Here is an 18495-nt window from a genome sequence, read left to right on the forward strand (position 1 = left end):
GACGATGAACAAGGTGGCCGAAACGGATGCCGTCAGGGAAACTGGTCACGGCATCAGTTTCGGCGAGGCTTTCAGGGTCTGGCTGCGGGTCGCCATATTGAGTTTTGGCGGCCCAGCCGGGCAGATCGCGGTGATGCACCGCATCCTGGTCGAGGAAAAGAACTGGATCTCCGAAGGCCGGTTTTTGCATGCGCTGAACTACTGCATGCTGTTGCCGGGCCCGGAAGCGCAGCAGCTTGCGACTTATATCGGCTGGCTGCTGCACCGAACGGCCGGCGGCATCATGGCGGGCGGGCTGTTCATCCTGCCCGGCATCATCGCCATCATGGGCTTGAGTTACATCTATGCGGCCTATGGCAATGTCGGTTTCATCGAGGCGCTGTTCTTCGGGCTGAAGGCTGCAGTGCTGGCGATCGTGGTCCATGCAGTCGTCCGGGTCGGCAAGCGGTCCCTACGCAATCGCGTGATGATTGCGCTCGCGGCGATCGCATTTGTCGCGATCTTCTTTTTCAACGTTCCCTTCCCGGTCATCATCATCGCGGCCGGCGTGATCGGCTATTTCGGCGCGCGCAGCGGCCGGCCAGAGTTTGCCGCCATCGAACACGGTGGCGGCGGCAAGCAGTCCGCGGCGGTCGACAGCCTGCTCGGCGAGGACCTGCCCGACCATGTCCGCCCCGGCGTGGCGCGCGCGCTGCGCGTAAGCTCGATATGGTTGTTGCTGTGGGTGGTGCCGGTCGCGGCGCTGCTGATCGGGCTTGGACAGACCAATGTGTTCAGCCAGATCGCGCTGTTCTTTTCCAAGATGGCGATGGTGACGTTCGGCGGCGCCTATGCAGTGCTGGCCTACGTCGCCCAGCAGGCGGTCGAGCATTATCACTGGCTACAGCCACGCGAGATGCTGGATGGCCTCGGCATGGCCGAAACCACGCCGGGGCCCTTAATCATGGTGCTGCAGTTCGTCGGCTTCATGGCGGCCTATCGCGATCCCGGCACGTTGTCGCCAATGTGGGCCGCCACGCTCGGCGGATTGCTGGCGACCTGGGTCACCTTCATCCCCTGCTTCCTCTGGATCTTCCTCGGCGCGCCCTACATCGAGACGCTACGCGGCAACAAGGGGCTTGCGGGCGCCCTTTCCGCGATCACCGCCGCCGTGGTCGGCGTGATTCTCAATCTCTCGATCTGGTTCGGATTGCACACACTGTTTCGGCAGACCACGCCGGTCCGCTCGTTCGCCCTGTCGTTCGACATGCCGGTGTGGGGAAGCCTGGATATTGCTGCCTTCGTGCTTGCGGCGGCCGCGGCCACGGCGATCTTCCGTCTTAACGTCGGAATGCTCATCGTTCTTGCTGCTTCATGCATCACGGGCATCCTGCTGCGGTTGGTGGGCGTCATCTAGGGGGAACACTACGGACTAACCGAACTTCACCTGGGGCAGGATATAACCAGGAGAACGAACATGCGCACACGGACGATCTTTCGGGCAACCATCTGGCTGGCGATCGCGGCAGGATTATCACCCGTTTATGCCCTGACACAGGAGGAGCTCATCGCCAAGATTCAGGCGGCTGGCTACTCGCAGGTCAGCGACATCAAGTCGACGGCCGAAGGTACGACCGCGAAGGCGATGAAGAACGGTAAGGAAGTGCGGCTCGTCGTCGACAGCAGCGGCCAGATCAAAGAGCAAAAATGAGGCTTCCCGCAACGTGAACATGTAGAGTTGACGGCAACCTACCCTACGCTCCTTGCTACACCCGCTCCGCCGGCGCCAGCCTGCACGTCTCGCCGCCCGCCTCGATCTGCAGCGTGGAATGGTGGATGTTGAACCGCTGCGAAAGCTCCTCGCACACGCGATGAAGGAAGGCGTCGTCGGTGCCGGCGGGCCGCACCAGATGCGCGGTCAACGCGGTCTCATTGGTGCTCATGGCCCAGACGTGGAGGTCATGCACCTCGGAGACGCCTTCCAGCCTGCCGAGGTAATCCTTCACATCGGAGAGTTCGATGCCGCGCGGCACGCCGTCGAGCGCGAGATTGACGCTGTCGCGAGCCAGACCCCATCCGCTCCAGAACACCACAGCCGCAATCACAAGGCTGATCGCGGGATCAAGCCACAGCCAACCGGTCAGCATGATGATGCCGGCGGCAACCACCACGCCGAGTGAGACGCCGGCATCGGCCGCCATGTGCAGATAAGCGCCGCGAATGTTGAGATCGCCGTGGCGGCCGCGCATGAATAGAAGCGCGGTGCCACCGTTGATGGCGACGCCGAGCGCGGCGACCAGAACGACGGTCCAGCCTGCAACCGGGGCCGGCGCAAACAGCCGGTTGACCGCCTCGACGACGATGCCGCCGACAGCGACCAGCAGCAGGCCGGCATTGAACAGCGCCGCCAGGATCGAGGCGCGGCGATAGCCGTAAGTATGCCGCTGGGTCGGCTGCTTCTGCGCCAGCCACGCGGCGGCCCATGCCAGCAGCAGCGCGATCACGTCGGACAAATTGTGAACAGCGTCAGAGATCAGCGCCAGCGAATTGGCGGCGTAGCCGAAGATCAGTTCGGCAATGACGAACGCTGTATTGAGCGTAGCGCCGATGGCGAACGCCCAGCCAAAATTATCCGGCGCGTGGCTGTGGCCGGCGTGACTGCGTGCGTGAGAATGATCGTGATCGTCGTGATGGTGCGCCATGCCACGGTATATAGCGCGACAAAATCTAAATACTATCACAGTGAGAAGATACGATCGTGGTGAGAAGATACGATCGTGTGGGTTTCTCCGCCGTCGTCCCTGCGAACGCAGGGACCCATACGCCGCGGCTTACCGGTAAGGCGGACGGGGTAGTTACCTTCCGTGCCAACGAGCGACGGTGGTTATGGGTCCCTGCTTTCGCAGGGACGACAGCAATCACCTCACGTCACTCCACGCCGCGCAAAAACTTGTTCGACTTCGGCAGGCCGTGCGCGAGGCGGCCGGCGTCGGCGCGGTTGCCGCGCCAGTCGGACAATTCCTTGGCGCTCATGCTCTGCTCGCGGCCGGCCGAATCCTTCCAGGTCAGTCCGGCCTTGAACTCGAACACCGCGACGTCGGACAGCTTGGCGCTGGAATATTTCTGCAGGCGCACGCCGCGGCCGCGCGCCATCTCGGGCACCTGGTCGAGCGGAAACAGCACCATCTTGTGGTTGGTGCCGATCGCGGCCACGGTATCGCCTTGCACGGTCGCGATCGCGCAGGCCTCGTTCGGCATGGTGACGTTGAGCACCTGCTTGCCCTTGCGGGTATTGCTGACGCAATCCTCTTCCTTGACCACGAAGCCCTGCCCCTCGCTGCTCGCGATCAGGAACTTGCGCTCGCCCTTGTTGACGAACAGCGAGACGATCGCCGCGTCCTGCTCGAGGTCGATGAACATGCGGATCGGCTCGCCATGGCCGCGGCCGCCGGGCAGTTTTGCCACATCGAGCGAATAGAATTTGCCGTTGGTGGCGAAGAGCAGGAGCTTCGACGTGGTCTCGGCGAAGAAGGTGTGGTCGAGTTTGTCGTCGGTCTTGAAGGCAAGGCCCGAGATATCCTCGACATGGCCCTTCAGTGTACGCACCCAGCCCCTCTCGGAGATCACGACCGTCACCGGCTCGCGCTCGACAAAGGCTTCCTCGATCGCGGCGAGATCATGCTCGGGCGCGTCGGCGAATTGCGTGCGGCGCTTGCCTAGCGGCGTCTTCGGCCCAAAGATGTCGCGCACCTTCCGAACCTGTTCGCCGACCTTGGACCATTGCTCGGCTTCGGACCCGAGCAGCGACTTGATGCCCTTCAATTCATTGCGAAGGTTCTTGTCCTCGGTGCGGATTTCGAATTCCTCGAGCTTGCGCAAGGAGCGCAGCCGCATGTTGAGGATCGCATCGGCCTGGACTTCCGTCAGCTTGAACGCCTTGATCAGCGCCGGCTTCGGCTCGTCCTCGGTGCGGATGATCTTGATCACCTTGTCGATGTTCAAATAGGCAATCAGGTAGCCGCCGAGTATTTCGAGCCGGTTCTCGATCTGGGTCTTGCGATAGTTGGAGCGGCGCACCAGCACGTCGCGCAGATGGTCGAGCCATTCGCGCAGGCACTCGGCAAGCCCCACCACCTTGGGGATCTTGCCCTTGATCAGCACATTGAGGTTCAACGAAATCTTGCTCTCGAGCTCGGTGAGCCGGAACAGCGATTCCATCATCAGCGCCGGATCGACCGCGCGGGATTTCGGCTCGATCACGAGGCGAACGTCCTCGGCCGATTCATCCCTGACGTCGCCGACCAGCGGCAGCTTCTTCTCGTTGAGCAGTTCGGCGATCTTCTCGACCAGCCGGGATTTCTGCACCAGCCATGGAATCTCGGTGATGACCACGACCCAGGTGCCGCGCGCGCCCTCTTCCTGGGTCCATTTGGCGCGGGTGCGGAACGAGCCGCGCCCGGTCATGTAGGCTTCGGTAATACTTTCCTTGGAATCGACGATGATGCCGCCGGTCGGGAAGTCCGGGCCCTTGACCCATTTCATCAGCGACTTCGACTTCGCCTCAGGCTTGTCGATCAGGTGCAGCGCCGCGTCGCAGAGCTCGGCGACATTGTGCGGCGGGATCGAGGTGGCCATGCCGACCGCAATGCCCTGCGCGCCGTTGGCGAGCAGGTTCGGGAAGCCACCGGGCAGAACGACCGGTTCCTTGCTCTGGCCGTCGTAATTGGCGCGGAACTCGACGCCGTCCTCGTCGATGCCGTCCAGGAGCAGCCGCGCGACCTCGGTCATGCGCGCTTCGGTGTAGCGGTAGGCGGCCGGGTTATCGCCGTCGATGTTGCCGAAATTGCCCTGGCCGTCGACCAGCGGGTAGCGCGAGGCGAAATCCTGGGCGAGACGCACCATGGCGTCGTAGATCGCCTGGTCGCCATGCGGGTGGAACGAGCCCATCACGTCGCCGACGATTTTTGCCGATTTCTTGAAGGGCGTACCGGGGTCGAGCCTGAGCAGGCGCATGCCGTAGAGGATGCGCCGGTGCACCGGCTTCAGCCCGTCGCGGGCGTCCGGCAAGGCGCGATGCATGATGGTCGAGAGCGCGTAGGCGAGATAGCGCTCTTCCAGCGCATCGCGCAGCATGACCTCGTGGATTTCGGCCGGTTCTTCCGGCGGTAGCTGTCGTTTTCCCATGGGGAGGGGTTAGACTCTGCTGATAAATCCGGCAAGACGTATGCCGAATGCAATTTTCTGACGTCGCCCCTGCGAACGCAGGGGCCCATAACCACAGGTGTTTGTTGGAAAAATGACTCACAGCCCGGCACCAAACAACCGCTGCGGCGTATGGGTCCCTGCGTTCGCAGGGACGACGGGTTACGGCAGCGGGTTCAGGCCGACGAACTGATTCGCGCCCGATGCCGCGTTACCGCATTGATGAACCCATCCCGGGCGTCGGAATGGCCCTGCCCGCGCGGCTCCAGCACATGGCGGAGCAGGAACAGTCCGGTCAGGCGAAAACCGTCCTGCAGGTCCTGGTCCGACCAACTGTTCGCCCCGCCCTCGCCTTCGCGCAGGAAGGCCGGCAACCGCAGCAGGCGATCCCGATAGGGCTCGCCAGCCTCCCGCGAGACGGCGCCGCCGGATTTCGGCGAGACGTAGACCAGGTCGGAGGTCGCGCCGGTCGCGGCACAGTTTTCCAGATCGAGGCCGAAGCCGAGCTCGGCGAGCATCGCGAGCTCGAACCGGATCAGGTGCGCCGCCGCGCCGCCGGCGTCGTCGAAGTCGTCCAGCGTGCGGTCGAGCATCTCGTAAATGTCCTCATGCGGGTCACGTTCCGGCAATAACCGCGCCAGCGCGGCCAGATGGGTAACGCCATAGACCGCATGCGAGGACGCGAGCAGCGTTGCGGCGCGCAGCCGCGTGCCCTCGATGGCGTAGATACCGAGATGTTCGTCGAGCCGCGCCCGCCACACGGCGGTGACGCTGTTACCGGGCTGCAGCAGCGGCCGCATCCGCGAGGAGGCACCGCCGCGCACCAGGCCGAGATGCCGGCCATGGCCGCGCGTCAGCAACTCGACGATGGCGGAGGATTCGCCATGCCGCCGTACGCCCAGCACGATGCCTTCGTCGGTCCATTCCATGGGCGGGAGTTTACAGGATTTGGCTGGGGAGCGCAGCGGTCTCTCCGTTCGTCATTCCGGGATGGTCCGAAGGACCAGACCCGGAATCTCGAGATTCCGGGTTCGCATCTTCGATGCGTCCCGGAATGACCCTGCTAGGCGTTGAACCACCCCACCGCATCGCCGGTGAACGAAAAATACAGTCCGGCCGCAGTCAGTGCGCAGGAGATCACTTCGATGCCGCTGTCGAACTGAATGCCCTTTTCGCCGATCATTTGCGCGAGCGAAATCACCGACAGCACCAGTACCGCCGCCAGCACCCAGCGTGGCCAGTTCTTGCGGTGCTCGGCGGCCAGCCGGACGAGATAGACCAACAGCAGAATCAGGCCGGCCGCCATCAGCGTTCCGGTGCCGATCATCTGCTCCGTCATCTTCGGGGTCGGCGTGCGGTCCTGGAACGCCACCGACACCGCATCCAGCATCAGCGACAGATACAGCAAAACCTCAAACCACAGCACGTTTCTCGGTAGGGTCATCGGGCTCGTTCTTGGTAATTGGTGGGTCATGTTCTCGGCCCGTCATTGCCTGCGACAAACGCGAAGCGTTTGTGCAAGGGAGCAAAGCGACGAAGCAATCCATCTTTCTTGCTGCGGCTGGATGCTTCGCCCGCAAAGACATCCCTCGATCATTCCTTGGGGAATTCCAGCCCCATTTCCCTGTAGCGGTCGGGGTCGTCGCCCCAGTTCTCGCGCACCTTGACGAACAGGAACAGGTGCACGGGCACGCCGACAATTTCGGCGATCTCCTTCCGCGACTCCGCGCCGATCGACTTGATGGTTGCGCCGCCCTTGCCGAGCACGATCTTGCGCTGGCTCTCGCGCTCGACAAAGATCGTCTGTTCGATCCGGACCGACTTGTCCTTGCGCTCGGTCCAGCTATCGGTCTCAACGGTCGATTGGTACGGCAGTTCCTGGTGGAGCTGGCGGTAGATCTTTTCCCGGGTGATTTCCGCCGCCAGATGCCGCAGCGGAGCATCCGACATCTGGTCCTCGGGATAATGAAACGGACCCGGCGGCACACTCTTCGCGAGCGTCTTGCGCAGGTCGGCGACACCGTCGCCCGACAGTGCCGAGATCATGAAGGTGTGCTCGAACTTCATCCGCTCATTGGCGGCCTGCGCAAGCGCCAGTAGCTTCTCGCGCGGGATCAGGTCGATCTTGTTCAGCACCAGGATTTTCGGGTGCGCAACCGTCGCGAGCTTGCTCAGGATCGCATCGGCCTCCTCATCGATTCCGGCCTTGGCGTCGAGCAGCACGCAGACCAGGTCGGCATCGTGGGCCCCGCTCCAGGCGGTCGACACCATGGCCCGGTCCAGCCGCCGCTTCGGCAAGAAGATGCCAGGCGTGTCGACCAGAATGATCTGCGCATTGTCCTCGATCACGATGCCGCGGATCAGCGCGCGCGTCGTCTGCACCTTGCGCGAGACGATGGTGACCTTGGAGCCGACCAGCGCATTGACAAGTGTGGACTTGCCGACATTGGGGGCGCCGATCAGCGCGACAAAACCGCAGCGGGTCTCGCTGGACGAGCCGGGTGCGGGTTCAACTGTCATTGCTGCCGACGCCCTCGCGTTCGATCATCACGGAGGCTGCGACCTTCTCGGCTGCGCGCTTGGAGCCGCCGACGCCTTCGGCGGGCGCCAGTCCCGGCAAGTCGACAGCGACGCGGAATTGCGGGTCGTGGTGCGGCCCGGTGCGCTCGATCTCGCGATAGACCGGCGTCGGCAAGCCCTTGCTCTGGGCCCATTCCTGCAGCACCGTCTTGGGATCGCGCAGCGGCCGGCGCGGTTTGCGCATCCGCTCCAGCCAGTTGCGTTCAACGAATTGCGACGCCGCCGCATAGCCGCCGTCGAGATAGATCGCCCCGATCACCGCCTCGCAGATATCGCCGAGAACGGACTTGCGCAGGCGCGCGCCCGCCCCTGCGCCCACCGCGCCGAGCTTGATGTCGTCGAGCAGCCCCAGCGACTTGGCGACGTCGGCGCAGCTTTCCTTGCGCACGAGGTCAGCGAGACGTTTGGACAATTCGCCTTCGTCCGCCCTCGGATAGGCGCGATACAGCATGTCGGAGATAATCAGCCCGAGCACGTGGTCGCCGAGGAATTCCAGCCGCTGATAGCTGTCGGCGCGATGTCGGGTCGCGGGCTTCAGGGCCGAGACATGGGTAAAGGCGGTCGTCAGCAGCGCCGGATCGGAAAATTTGTAGCCGATGCGCCCCTCGATCGCGGCAGCCGCAGCCTTCGCGCCGGCCTTGCCGCGCTTCTTCTTCGGCGCAGCTTCGCGGGGCGCATCCGCCTGCTGGCCCGTCTCGCCGGAGGCCGATGTGTCAGGAATGATCGCTGTTTCGTCGTTCATCGCACAATTGTGAATAGGCGATTCCAGCGCACCGCAGTCGGCCAGCGCCAGAACATCCAGGCGTGTTCGCCCTCGGCAATGGAGAAGAAGATCATCTGCGCCCGGCCGACGATGTTTTCGAACGGCACGTAGCCCACCGCCGACAGCACGCGGCTATCGGTGGAGTTGTCGCGGTTGTCGCCCATCATGAAGAAATGGCCGGGGGGCACGGTATAGACGTTGGTGTTGTCGTAGAAACCGTTGTCGACGCAATCGAGCGATTCATAGCTGACGCCGTTCGGCAGCGTTTCCTTCCAGCGCTTGACGCGCGCGGTGGCGTCGGAGCCGCAGGGGTCCTCGCCGATGAAGTCGGAAAGCCGCTCGCGCTTGACCGGCTTGTCGTTGATGTGGAGCAGCCCTTCGCGCATCTGGATACGGTCGCCCGGCAAGCCGATCACGCGCTTGATGTAATCGGTAGAGTCGTCCTTCGGCAGGCGGAACACGACGATGTCGCCGCGGTTCGGCTCCGAGCCGAAGATGCGGCCCGAGAACAGTGGCGGCGACAATGGAATGGAATAGTGGCTGTAGCCGTAGGAATATTTCGAGACGAACAGGTAATCGCCGACCAGAAGCGTCGCCTTCATCGATCCCGAGGGGATGTTGAACGGCTGGAACAGGAAGGTGCGGATCACGAGCGCGATCAGGAGAGCATGGATGACGACGCGGATGGTTTCACCCAAGCCGCTTTCAGATTTTGTGCCGGATGTCACGCTCATCGCTTTCCCAATTCCCGCGGGCCCCAGCCCGCGCGGTGGCAGAACGTTTTCCGCACGCGAATCGCCAGATACGTTCGCGTCAGGAAAATGGTCTAGATAACTGATGTTGAGAGCCAATTCCGACGGTAACCGGAATCGGCCCTGGCTCGAACAGGTCGTTGGCGGCGTTTTTAGACGGTTGTTCGTGGGCGCGCAATCAAGCGCCTTGTCAAAACTTCATAATCCATTGATATCTCAATGGTTTTTAGTTTTTCCCGCTTCCCCGGCGCAAACGCCTGCGCGGTTCATGATTTGCCGGGTGTGACCGCCGAAATTATGACGAAGGCCTGCGCCAGCGGCCAGTCGTCGGTGATCGACAGATCGATTCGCGCCTCGAAGCCCTCCGGCGTCAACGCTTCGAGCCGGGCCAGCGCGCCGCCGGTGAGTTTCATGGTCGGCCGTCCCCCCGGCATGTTCACCACCCCCATGTCCCGCCACCAGACGCCACGCCGGATGCCGGTGCCGAGAGCCTTGGAACAGGCCTCCTTGGCCGCGAACCGCTTGGCATAGGTCGCGACCACCATTTTTTCGCTGTTGGCGCGGCGCGCCGCCTTGGCGCGCTCGGTGTCGGTAAAGATGCGGTCGAGGAAGCGGTCGCCATGGCGCTCGATCACCTTGGCAACCCGTGTGATGTCGATCAGGTCGGAACCGATGCCGATGATCATGGCCGGCCCGCGACTTTCTGGCGGCCACGGTCCATTGCGGAGCGCATCTGTCGCACTGTCTCGCCAAGGCCGACGAACAGGGCCTCCCCCATCATGAAATAGCCGATGTTGAGCTCGGCGATCTCAGGTAGCGCTGAAATCGTCTCGGCGGTCTGGTAGTCGAGGCCGTGGCCGGCATGAACCTCCAGCCCCGCCGCGCGCGCCAAGGCGGCGCCCTCGACGATTCGCCGCCATTCCGCCTCGGCCTTGTCAGCGTGGCCGTCGACCACGGCGTCGCACCAGCCGCCGGTGTGGATTTCGATCACGGGTGCGCGCAACTTTGCCGCCATCTCGATCTGCGGCGGGTCGGCGGCGATGAACAGCGACACCCGGATGCCGGCATCGTTGAGCCGCGCGATGAACGGGGCCAGCACGTTGTGCTGTCCGACCACGTCGAGCCCGCCCTCGGTGGTGAGTTCTTCGCGGCGCTCCGGCACCAGGCATACGGCGTGGGGTTTTGTCGCTAGCGAAATCCGCAGCATGTCTTCCGTTGCCGCCATCTCGAAATTCAGCGGCTTTGATATTTCGGCCTTCAGCCGCGCCATGTCGCTGTCGCCGATGTGGCGGCGGTCCTCACGCAGATGCGCGGTGATGCCGTCGGCGCCAGCCTCGATCGCCAATAGCGCGGCGCGCACCGGATCCGGCCGCTCGCCGCGCCGCGCGTTGCGCAAGGTGGCGACGTGGTCGACATTGACGCCGAGGCGGAGCGGGGGAACGGGCATGACCGGACTCACAGGCAAGCTTACGGGCGACTTCGATAGCACAGAACGTCATACGCGGGCGTGACCTGCGCATCCATCTACTTGAGAAGGATGGATTGCCGGGTCGCTTAGTGCAAGAGACGCGCTTCGCGCTTTTGCCCTGCAATGACGATATCGCCTACCCATTGACACGCTCGACCTTGGCGACGACGGCCTTGGCACGCAATTGAGCGATAATTGCACTGAGATGCTTGAGGTCATAGACCTCGAGATCGATGGTCAGCTCGGTGAAATCGGGCGAGCGGCGCGACATGCTGATATTGTCGATATTGCCGTCGTGCTCGGCGATCACGGTGGCGACCTGGGCGAGGCTGCCGGGCTCGTTGACGTTGTGCACCAGGATCCGCGCCGGGAAACGCTGCGGCATGGCTTCATCGATATCCCAGCGCACGTCGAGCCAGCGCTCCGGCTCCTCCTCGAAATCCTTCAGCGCCGGCGACTGGATCGGATAGATCGTGATCCCCTCGCCCGGCGTGACGATGCCGACGATGCGGTCGCCCGGAACCGCACCACCGTTCGGCGCAAACTTCACCGGCAAATCCGAATTGATGCCGCGCACCGGGATTACGGAGGTGCTGCGCGCCGGATGCGGCGGCGACTTCAGCTTCAATTTCACCGCGAGGCTCTTCTTGGCCGCCCCGTACTTCACCAACCGCTCTTCCTTGTAGTCCGGGTACATCGCGCGGGCGACGTCGGAGGCCTTCAGTTCACCACGTCCGACGGAGGCCATCACGTCCTCGATCGAGGCGCGCGCCAGGCGCGGCAATGCACCCTTCAGCTTGTCGTCGGCGTATTCGATCTTGGCGCGGGCAAACAGGCGGTCGACGATGCGGCGGCCAAGTCCCGCATATTGATCGCGCACCGCGGTACGGGTCGCGCGCCGGATCGCCGCGCGCGCCTTGCCGGTGATCGCGAGCGATTCCCAGGCCGAGGGCGGCGCCGACTGCGCCTGCGAGGTCAAAACCTCGACCTCGTCGCCGTTCTGCAATTCGGACGACAGCGGCGCGAATTTGCCGTTGATCTTGCAGCCGACTGCCGAGTTGCCGACATCGGTATGCACCGCATAGGCGAAGTCGATCACATTGGCTTGCCGCGGCAGCGCGATCAGTTTGCCCTTCGGGGTGAAGCAGAACACCTGGTCGTGGAACAATTCGAGCTTGGTGTGCTCCAGAAACTCTTCCGGATTGGCGCTGTCGGAGAGAATTCCGATAGTATGGCGCAGCCAGGCAAAGGCGTTGGATTCGTGCTTGAGCCGCTCGGTCGGCGAGCCCATGCCGTCCTTGTAGAAGGCGTGCGCGGCAATGCCGAACTCGGCGACCCGGTTCATTTCCTCGGTACGGATCTGCAATTCCACGCGCTGGTTGCCGGGGCCGATCACGGTGGTGTGCAGCGAGCGATAGTCGTTCTGCTTCGGTGTCGAAATGTAGTCCTTGAAGCGTCCGGGCACCACCGGCCAGGTGGTATGCACCACGCCGAGCGCGCGGTAGCAAGACTCGGCGTCGCTCAGAATGATGCGGAAACCGTAGATGTCGGACAATTGCTCGAAGCCGACCGACTTGCGCTCCATTTTGGTCCAGATCGAGAACGGTTGCTTGCGGCGGCCATAGACGCGCGCAGTGATCCCGTTCTTCTGCAGGTTCTTGGAGAGCTGGCTTTCGATCTCGCCGATCAGATTGCGGTTGCGGTCGGCAAGCGCGTCGAGCCGCTGCTTCACCACCGCATAGGCTTCGGGATCGAGCACGTGGAAGGACAGATCTTCCAGTTCCTCGCGCATCTCATGCATACCCATGCGACCAGCGAGCGGCGCATAGATGTCGAGCGTCTCCTCGGCAATGCGGCGGCGCGAGGCGTGCGGCACGAATTCCAGCGTGCGCATGTTATGCAGGCGATCGGCCAGCTTGATCAGGAGCACGCGGACGTCGTCGGCGATCGCCAGCAAGAGCTTGCGCAGGTTCTCGGCCTGCTTGGCTTCGCGCGAGACCAGCTCCAGCCGCTTCAGCTTGGTGAGTCCTTCGACCAGCGCGCCGATCTCGTGACCGAAGATATTGTCGATCTCGGCGCGCGTCGCCTCGGTATCCTCGATAGTGTCGTGCAGCAGCGCGGCGACGATGGTGGCGTCGTCGAGCTTGAGGTTGGTCAGGATCGCCGCGACCTCGAGCGGATGCGAGAAATAGGGATCGCCGGACGCGCGCGTCTGCGTGCCATGCGCCTTCATGGCGTAGACATAGGCGCGATTGAGCAGGTCTTCGTTGGTATCCGGATTGTACGAGCGGACGCGCTCGACCAGATCGTATTGCCGCATCATGCGCGAGCGCTTCGGCTTCTCCGCCACAGCCGACCCCGGCGCAACCGCGACCTGGCCGGTCGCGGCCTGCATTTGCCAGGAGCTGCGGCGCCAATACGCCATCACATCACTACCTTCTTCCACCAGACGCGGACGGGTCCCGCCGTTTACGTATCTCGTTTACGCATCTAATGCGTTTTCGAACGGCGATACACGCCGCGCGGGCCGCGATACGGTTCAATTTCGCTTGGGCCTGCGGCCATCCAACGCCCAACCCGATGGCCTGTCGGCCCGGCGAGTCAGCCGTTTTCGGCCGCGCCCGCCAAGGACGCATTGTAACCGCAAAAATGTCAACAAAAGCAAAGGCCCGGACTGGCGTCCGGGCCTTTGGCAGATCGGGAGTTCGGGACGGACCGGAAGGTTCCGGGTTACTCGTCCTCTTCGGGCTGCTCTTCCGGCGGCGCCAGGCCTTCCAGCCCCTTGAGGAGTTCTTCCTCGGTCATGCGCTCGACCGCAACCTCGGTGTCGTCGGCATCGACGCTGGCGCCGGCCGAGCCGATCAAAGGCACGGTATCGGGCTCAGGCTCGTCGACCTCGACGAATTTCTGCAGGGAATGAACCAGTTCCTCGCGGAGGTCTTCCGGGGAAATAGTGGAATCGGCGATTTCCCGCAGCGAAACGACCGGATTTTTGTCGTTATCGCGATCAACCGTGAGTTGCGATCCGGACGAAATCATACGGGCGCGATGCGCCGCCAGCAGCACCAGGTCGAACCGGTTGTCGACCTTGTCGATGCAATCTTCCACGGTGACGCGCGCCATAGACTGTCGCTCCGTTAAATGGGGCCAAATATGTCGGTTATGGGCGCTAGTTATAGTGGCAGGCGGCCTTTCGCAAGACCAAATTTGTGATTTGCCTTCCCAATGGGCTCTGATACGCCAACCCTTGGGGCCAGAAGGGCCGGAGCGTCCAGACGCGGCAGGGTTGCCGTACAGGACAAGTAAATCTCTTCATTGCATGTCAAAAGTATAGGTTTTTCGCCCTCGCCTCACCATAATTGCAGTGGTGACTGTCGTGGGGCACGATTCACCGAACTTTAGGCAACAGAACTGGAAAGTGCGCGCGGTCGTTGGCCGCTGCGCTAGAAAAGCTAACAACAACGTGAGAACCATTTGATGTCACCAGCTTCCAACAAGATTGCGCTCTTCATCGATGGCGCCAACCTCTACGCAACGGCCAAGACGCTCGGCTTCGACATCGATTACAAGCGCCTTCTCAAGGAATTTCAGAGCCGAGGAACGCTGTTGCGTGCGTTTTACTACACGGCAATCATCGAGGATCAGGAATACTCCTCGATCCGTCCATTGATCGACTGGCTCGACTACAACGGCTACACCGTCGTCACCAAGGCAACGAAGGAATTCATCGACGCATCCGGCCGCCGCAAGGTGAAGGGCAACATGGATATCGAACTCGCCGTCGATGCCATGGAACTCGCCGAGCATGTCGATCAGATCGTGTTGTTTTCGGGCGACGGCGATTTCCGCTCGCTGGTTGAAGCGGTGCAGCGCCGCGGCGTTCGCGTTACGGTCGTGTCGACCATTTCGAGCCAGCCGCCGATGATCGCCGACGAACTGCGCCGCCAGGCCGATGTCTTCACCGATCTTGTCGAGCTGCAATCAAAGCTGGGCCGCGATCCCTCCGAGCGCCCTGCCCCGCGCGAGCCGCGTCACCACTCGCCGCAATTCCTGCAGCGCGCGACCACCGTGGCGCCACGCGCCGGCGACGACGATTTCGACGATTGAGCATGAGCCAGTACACTGCTAGAGCCTCGGTTCTGATTGAAAACAGAACCGGGGCTTTTTGTTTTGGCGCGCGCATCTGAGGCGAACCGGTATCGACGCCGGATCAGGTCCGTGACTGGATTTCGCTCGAAAATGCTTTGGACTGATGGCTAATCTCCCCGCCCCTGCGGCCGCCGAACCCGACCGCGACTGCCCGCTCTGCCCGAGACTCGCCGAATTCCGCGCGCAGGCTCGTGCCCGCGAGCCAGGCTGGCACAACTCGCCGGTCGCTTCGTTCGGCGATGCCTCCGCGCAACTGTTGATTGTCGGGCTGGCGCCGGGCCTGCAGGGAGCCAACCGGACCGGACGCCCGTTCACCGGCGACTACGCCGGCGATCTCTTGTATGCGACCCTGCTGGAATACGGCTTTGCGAAGGGCGTCTACCAGGCGCGACCGGACGACGGACTGGAGCTCGTTGACTGCCGGATCAGCAACGCGGTGCGCTGCGTGCCGCCGCAAAACAAGCCGCTGCCGGTCGAGATCAGCACCTGCCGGCAATTTCTGGCGACGACAATTGCGACCATGCCCAAACTGCGCGCGATCGTGCTGCTCGGCCGCATTGCACATGACTCGACCCTGAAGGCGCTCGGCCTGCGCAATGGCGCGGCCCCCTTTGCGCACGGCGCTGTGCACAAGGCGGGCAATATCAAGCTCTACGACAGCTATCACTGCTCACGCTACAACACCAACACGCGGGTGCTGACACCGGAGATGTTTCGCGACGTCTTTGCGAAAGTGCGGAAGGACTTGGACACGTAGAGTCGTAAGGGTGGGCAAAGCGAACAGAACACCTTTACCGCGGATTTTCCCTCAGCCATGCCAGTACGTCGGCGGCGTTCCGGTCGGGCGGGAAAACCGGATAGAACACGTGGGCAATGCGCCCATCGTCCACGATCAGCGCCAGCCGCTTGATCAACGTCAGTCCCGCCACCTCCATCGTCGGCAAATTCAGGGCGCGGGTGAGCTTAAGCTTTTCATCCGACAGAACCGGAAACGGCAAATGCAGCCGTGACGCCATTTCGGTCTGGTAGACGTTGTCCTGGGTCGATAGGCCGAACACCTGCCTGGTGCCGGCCGCTTTCAACTCCGCAAACAGATCGCGGAACGAGCAGGTTTGCGGCGTGCAGCCGCGCGCGCCGGGAATCATGTCCCAGTCGTCGACCAAGCTGATCTTGCCCGGCGACCCGGTGCGGGGATAGGCGAACACCACGGTGCGGCCGGGAAGCGCCGAGAGCGTCACCGAACTATCATCGGTGGCCAGCAGCGTGATCGGCGGAATCGCCATGCCGACGAGATGCGCCGCCGCGCCGTCGTCGACCGGCGGGGGGATCTTGCTCCAGTCGACTTCATGCAGGTTTTTCTGGTTCATTTCAGGCTCCACTTCCGTCGTAGGATGGGTTGAGCGAAGCGATACCCATCAACATAGAGCTCCAATCAACGAGCGCTGTGATGGGTTTCGCTGCGCTCTACCCATCCTACGAACTATTCGCCCTCTATCCTCTCGCCCGCATCAGGCGGCCTTTTTCCCGGCCCCAGTCGCGCTTCTTTTCGCTCTCGCGCTTGTCGTGCAGCTTCTTGCCCTTGGCGATCGCCAGCAACAGCTTGGCGCGGCCGCGCTCGTTGAAATAGAGCTTTAGCGGAATCAGCGTCATGCCTTCGCGATCGACTGCGCCCATCAGCTTGTTGATCTGCTTTCGGTGCAACAGCAATTTGCGCGGCCGTTTCGGCTCGTGGTTGAAGCGGTTGGCCTGCAGATATTCCGGAATATTGGCGTTGATCAGCCAGATCTCGCCGTCCTTGGAATCCGCATAGGACTCCGCAATGGTGGTCTTGCCATTGCGGATCGACTTTACTTCGGTTCCGGTCAGCGCGATGCCAGCCTCGACCGTGTCCTCGATTGCATAATTGAATCGGGCCTTGCGGTTTTCGGCGACGACCTTGATTGGGCGTTCGTTCTTATCAGCCACGGCTAGTGCCCTATTCCGAAGTTCGTACAGTAATTGCGGAGCCCGTTATACGAACTTCGGAAGACAAAGGGCACCAGCAAACTTATGATTGCTAGGGCCGCTTTTCGATTTGAGGTCCCCACGCGGACTCGCGGCAAACACTGTGGTGACCTCAAATCGGCGGCACTAGCCCTTCTTGAGCAGATCGCGGATCTCGATCAGCAGTTCTTCCTGTCGGGTCAGCTTCGGTGGCGCGGGCGCAGCTTCGTCCTTGCGCTTCAGCTTGTTCATCGCGCGAATAACGACGAACAGCACAAAGGCGACGATGAGGAAGTTCAGTGTCAGCGTAAGGAAATTACCCCAAGCCAGTACGGCGCCTTGCTTTTTGGCGTCCGCCAGGTTGCTGGCGTTTACCGCCTTCGACAGTGGCGTGAAATAGTTGGAGAAATCAAGTCCGCCTGTGATCGCGCCGATAACCGGCATGATGACGTCGCCGACCAGCGAGGTCACGATGGCGCCGAAGGCCGCACCGATGATCACGCCAACCGCGAGGTCGACGACGTTACCCTTCATCGCGAATTCGCGGAATTCCTTCAGCATATTGGCTTCCCCTCTTCGTTCTTCAGGCGAAGCGGAACCGACCTAGTTGATCAGGCCGGCATGGACCATGGCGCTGCGCACGGCGAGGCGCGTCGGCTCGGTAACCGGCACCATCGGCAGCCGCAGCTTCTCGTCGATCTTGCCGAGCAGCGAGAGCGCGTATTTCACCGGCGCCGGATTGCTTTCGATGAAGAGGTTGTTGTGCAGCGGCATCAGCTTGTCGTGCAGCTTGAGCGCGGTGGCGTGATCTCCCTTCTGCCATGCCGCGTGGAATTCCGAGCACAGCCGCGGCGCGACGTTGGACGTGACCGAGATGCAGCCATGGCCGCCATGCGCCATGTAGCCGAGGATAGTGGCGTCCTCGCCCGACAATTGGTTGAAGTCTTCGCCCATCGCCGCGCGCTGCTGCGATACCCGCACCATGCTGGCGGTCGCATCCTTGACGCCGGCGATGTTCTTCAGCGCGAATAGCCGCGTCATGGTCTCGACCGACATGTCGATCACGGAACGGCCGGGAATGTTGTAGATGATGATCGGAATGCCAATGGCATCGTTGATTGCCTTGAAGTGCTGGTACATGCCTTCCTGGGTGGGCTTGTTGTAGTACGGCGTCACCACCAGCACCGCATCCGCTCCCGCCTTTTCCGCATGCTCGGCAAGCTCGACCGCTTCCTTGGTCGAGTTCGAGCCCGCGCCGGCAATCACCGGCACCTTGCCCTTCGCCTCGTCGATGCACCATTCGACCACGCGCTTGTGCTCGTCATGGCTCAGCGTCGGACTTTCACCGGTCGTGCCGACCGGGACCAGGCCGTGGGTGCCTTCGGCGATCTGCCAGTTCACCAAGCCGCGGAAAGCGGCCTCGTCGACCGAGCCGTTCTTGAATGGCGTGACCAAGGCGGTGAACGATCCCCGAAATTTTGTCTTGGCTGCCATGGACTTCCTCCAACGCTTAAGAAACGGCACGACTGAAACTGGATTTCAATTCATATCGGGTCTGGCGACCAGACGAAAGGGCCGTGCATCAGGCGCTTAGCGCCTTGTTCCAACACGCTTTCCTG

At 62.4% G+C, this 18495-nt stretch carries 19 protein-coding genes; 4 read left to right on the forward strand and 15 right to left on the reverse strand.

Features of this window, described 5'->3' with window-relative positions:
- The first annotated feature begins 4 nt into the window (after positions 1–4).
- Entirely contained in the window at positions 5–1396 is a 1392-nt protein-coding gene (gene chrA, locus V1273_RS20495) for a chromate efflux transporter (RefSeq protein ID WP_442894162.1), read from the forward strand.
- Positions 1397–1456: 60 nt separating this feature from the next.
- On the forward strand, positions 1457–1690 hold the full coding sequence (locus V1273_RS20500; RefSeq protein ID WP_334363110.1) for a hypothetical protein: 234 nt from the start codon (positions 1457–1459) through the stop codon (positions 1688–1690).
- A 55-nt stretch (positions 1691–1745) separates the two neighbouring features.
- On the opposite strand, the gene V1273_RS20505 is transcribed toward V1273_RS20500, so the two are convergent.
- From V1273_RS20505 to rpoZ, 11 genes are all read right to left on the reverse strand, one after another.
- On the reverse strand, positions 1746–2681 hold the full coding sequence (locus V1273_RS20505; RefSeq protein ID WP_334410695.1) for a cation diffusion facilitator family transporter: 936 nt from the start codon (positions 2679–2681) through the stop codon (positions 1746–1748).
- Between the two features lie 226 nt (positions 2682–2907).
- A complete protein-coding gene (gene parC, locus V1273_RS20510; RefSeq protein WP_334363112.1) occupies positions 2908–5163 on the reverse strand; it encodes a DNA topoisomerase IV subunit A in 2256 nt (751 codons plus the stop codon).
- A gap of 194 nt (positions 5164–5357) precedes the next feature.
- On the reverse strand, positions 5358–6110 hold the full coding sequence (gene recO / locus V1273_RS20515; RefSeq protein WP_334410696.1) for a DNA repair protein RecO: 753 nt from the start codon (positions 6108–6110) through the stop codon (positions 5358–5360).
- Positions 6111–6244: 134 nt separating this feature from the next.
- Complete coding sequence (locus V1273_RS20520) at positions 6245–6625, reverse strand: hypothetical protein (RefSeq protein ID WP_334363115.1); 381 nt, start codon at positions 6623–6625, stop codon at positions 6245–6247.
- 149 nt (positions 6626–6774) lie between these two features.
- Positions 6775–7701 (reverse strand): GTPase Era, encoded by a 927-nt coding sequence (era, locus tag V1273_RS20525; RefSeq protein WP_334410697.1) that lies wholly within the window; start codon positions 7699–7701, stop codon positions 6775–6777.
- On the reverse strand, positions 7691–8503 hold the full coding sequence (rnc, locus tag V1273_RS20530) for a ribonuclease III (RefSeq protein WP_334363117.1): 813 nt from the start codon (positions 8501–8503) through the stop codon (positions 7691–7693). The genes era and rnc overlap by 11 nt, the downstream gene beginning before the upstream one ends.
- Positions 8500–9258 carry a signal peptidase I gene (gene lepB / locus V1273_RS20535; RefSeq protein ID WP_057845708.1) on the reverse strand — a complete coding sequence of 253 codons (759 nt, stop codon included), beginning with the start codon at positions 9256–9258 and terminating at the stop codon, positions 8500–8502. Before lepB ends, rnc begins: the two co-directional genes overlap by 4 nt.
- 284 nt (positions 9259–9542) lie before the next feature.
- A complete protein-coding gene (gene acpS / locus V1273_RS20540; RefSeq protein WP_334363119.1) occupies positions 9543–9962 on the reverse strand; it encodes a holo-ACP synthase in 420 nt (139 codons plus the stop codon).
- Entirely contained in the window at positions 9959–10723 is a 765-nt protein-coding gene (locus V1273_RS20545) for a pyridoxine 5'-phosphate synthase (protein ID WP_334410698.1), read from the reverse strand. The genes acpS and V1273_RS20545 overlap by 4 nt, the downstream gene beginning before the upstream one ends.
- 157 nt (positions 10724–10880) lie before the next feature.
- Complete coding sequence (locus tag V1273_RS20550; protein ID WP_334363121.1) at positions 10881–13169, reverse strand: RelA/SpoT family protein; 2289 nt, start codon at positions 13167–13169, stop codon at positions 10881–10883.
- A 305-nt stretch (positions 13170–13474) separates the two neighbouring features.
- Positions 13475–13867: a DNA-directed RNA polymerase subunit omega gene (gene rpoZ / locus V1273_RS20555; RefSeq protein ID WP_024512695.1), complete on the reverse strand. Its 393-nt coding sequence runs from the start codon at positions 13865–13867 to the stop codon at positions 13475–13477.
- Between the two features lie 354 nt (positions 13868–14221).
- Here rpoZ and V1273_RS20560 point away from each other — a divergent pair, with 354 nt between their 5' ends.
- Positions 14222–14851 (forward strand): LabA-like NYN domain-containing protein, encoded by a 630-nt coding sequence (locus V1273_RS20560; protein WP_028345653.1) that lies wholly within the window; start codon positions 14222–14224, stop codon positions 14849–14851.
- Between the two features lie 145 nt (positions 14852–14996).
- Positions 14997–15650: a uracil-DNA glycosylase gene (locus tag V1273_RS20565; protein WP_334381973.1), complete on the forward strand. Its 654-nt coding sequence runs from the start codon at positions 14997–14999 to the stop codon at positions 15648–15650.
- A 34-nt stretch (positions 15651–15684) separates the two neighbouring features.
- Here V1273_RS20565 and V1273_RS20570 read toward each other — a convergent pair whose 3' ends face one another.
- The 4 genes from V1273_RS20570 to dapA form a co-directional block, all read right to left on the reverse strand.
- Positions 15685–16260: a peroxiredoxin gene (locus V1273_RS20570; RefSeq protein WP_334410699.1), complete on the reverse strand. Its 576-nt coding sequence runs from the start codon at positions 16258–16260 to the stop codon at positions 15685–15687.
- A gap of 124 nt (positions 16261–16384) precedes the next feature.
- On the reverse strand, positions 16385–16858 hold the full coding sequence (gene smpB, locus V1273_RS20575) for an SsrA-binding protein SmpB (protein WP_057845702.1): 474 nt from the start codon (positions 16856–16858) through the stop codon (positions 16385–16387).
- Between the two features lie 165 nt (positions 16859–17023).
- Positions 17024–17437, reverse strand: a complete 414-nt coding sequence (gene mscL / locus V1273_RS20580; protein ID WP_334363126.1) for a large conductance mechanosensitive channel protein MscL — start codon at positions 17435–17437, stop codon at positions 17024–17026.
- A gap of 42 nt (positions 17438–17479) precedes the next feature.
- A complete protein-coding gene (dapA, locus tag V1273_RS20585; RefSeq protein ID WP_334410700.1) occupies positions 17480–18370 on the reverse strand; it encodes a 4-hydroxy-tetrahydrodipicolinate synthase in 891 nt (296 codons plus the stop codon).
- Positions 18371–18495: the final 125 nt, after the last annotated feature.

It is taken from the genome of Bradyrhizobium sp. AZCC 1721 (assembly GCF_036924715.1).
Lineage (GTDB): Bacteria > Pseudomonadota > Alphaproteobacteria > Rhizobiales > Xanthobacteraceae > Bradyrhizobium.

Bases quoted from the DNA above. Each gene is read 5' to 3' on its own strand.
- chrA (WP_442894162.1), top strand. From the start codon at position 5: ATGAACAAGGTGGCCGAAACGGATGCCGTCAGGGAAACTGGTCACGGC.
- V1273_RS20500 (WP_334363110.1), top strand. From the start codon at position 1,457: ATGCGCACACGGACGATCTTTCGGGCAACCATCTGGCTGGCGATCGCG.
- V1273_RS20505 (WP_334410695.1), bottom strand. From the start codon at position 2,681: ATGGCGCACCATCACGACGATCACGATCATTCTCACGCACGCAGTCAC.
- parC (WP_334363112.1), bottom strand. From the start codon at position 5,163: ATGGGAAAACGACAGCTACCGCCGGAAGAACCGGCCGAAATCCACGAG.
- recO (WP_334410696.1), bottom strand. From the start codon at position 6,110: ATGGAATGGACCGACGAAGGCATCGTGCTGGGCGTACGGCGGCATGGC.
- V1273_RS20520 (WP_334363115.1), bottom strand. From the start codon at position 6,625: ATGACCCTACCGAGAAACGTGCTGTGGTTTGAGGTTTTGCTGTATCTG.
- era (WP_334410697.1), bottom strand. From the start codon at position 7,701: ATGACAGTTGAACCCGCACCCGGCTCGTCCAGCGAGACCCGCTGCGGT.
- rnc (WP_334363117.1), bottom strand. From the start codon at position 8,503: ATGAACGACGAAACAGCGATCATTCCTGACACATCGGCCTCCGGCGAG.
- lepB (WP_057845708.1), bottom strand. From the start codon at position 9,258: ATGAGCGTGACATCCGGCACAAAATCTGAAAGCGGCTTGGGTGAAACC.
- acpS (WP_334363119.1), bottom strand. From the start codon at position 9,962: ATGATCATCGGCATCGGTTCCGACCTGATCGACATCACACGGGTTGCC.
- V1273_RS20545 (WP_334410698.1), bottom strand. From the start codon at position 10,723: ATGCCCGTTCCCCCGCTCCGCCTCGGCGTCAATGTCGACCACGTCGCC.
- V1273_RS20550 (WP_334363121.1), bottom strand. From the start codon at position 13,169: ATGGCGTATTGGCGCCGCAGCTCCTGGCAAATGCAGGCCGCGACCGGC.
- rpoZ (WP_024512695.1), bottom strand. From the start codon at position 13,867: ATGGCGCGCGTCACCGTGGAAGATTGCATCGACAAGGTCGACAACCGG.
- V1273_RS20560 (WP_028345653.1), top strand. From the start codon at position 14,222: ATGTCACCAGCTTCCAACAAGATTGCGCTCTTCATCGATGGCGCCAAC.
- V1273_RS20565 (WP_334381973.1), top strand. From the start codon at position 14,997: ATGGCTAATCTCCCCGCCCCTGCGGCCGCCGAACCCGACCGCGACTGC.
- V1273_RS20570 (WP_334410699.1), bottom strand. From the start codon at position 16,260: ATGAACCAGAAAAACCTGCATGAAGTCGACTGGAGCAAGATCCCCCCG.
- mscL (WP_334363126.1), bottom strand. From the start codon at position 17,437: ATGCTGAAGGAATTCCGCGAATTCGCGATGAAGGGTAACGTCGTCGAC.
- dapA (WP_334410700.1), bottom strand. From the start codon at position 18,370: ATGGCAGCCAAGACAAAATTTCGGGGATCGTTCACCGCCTTGGTCACG.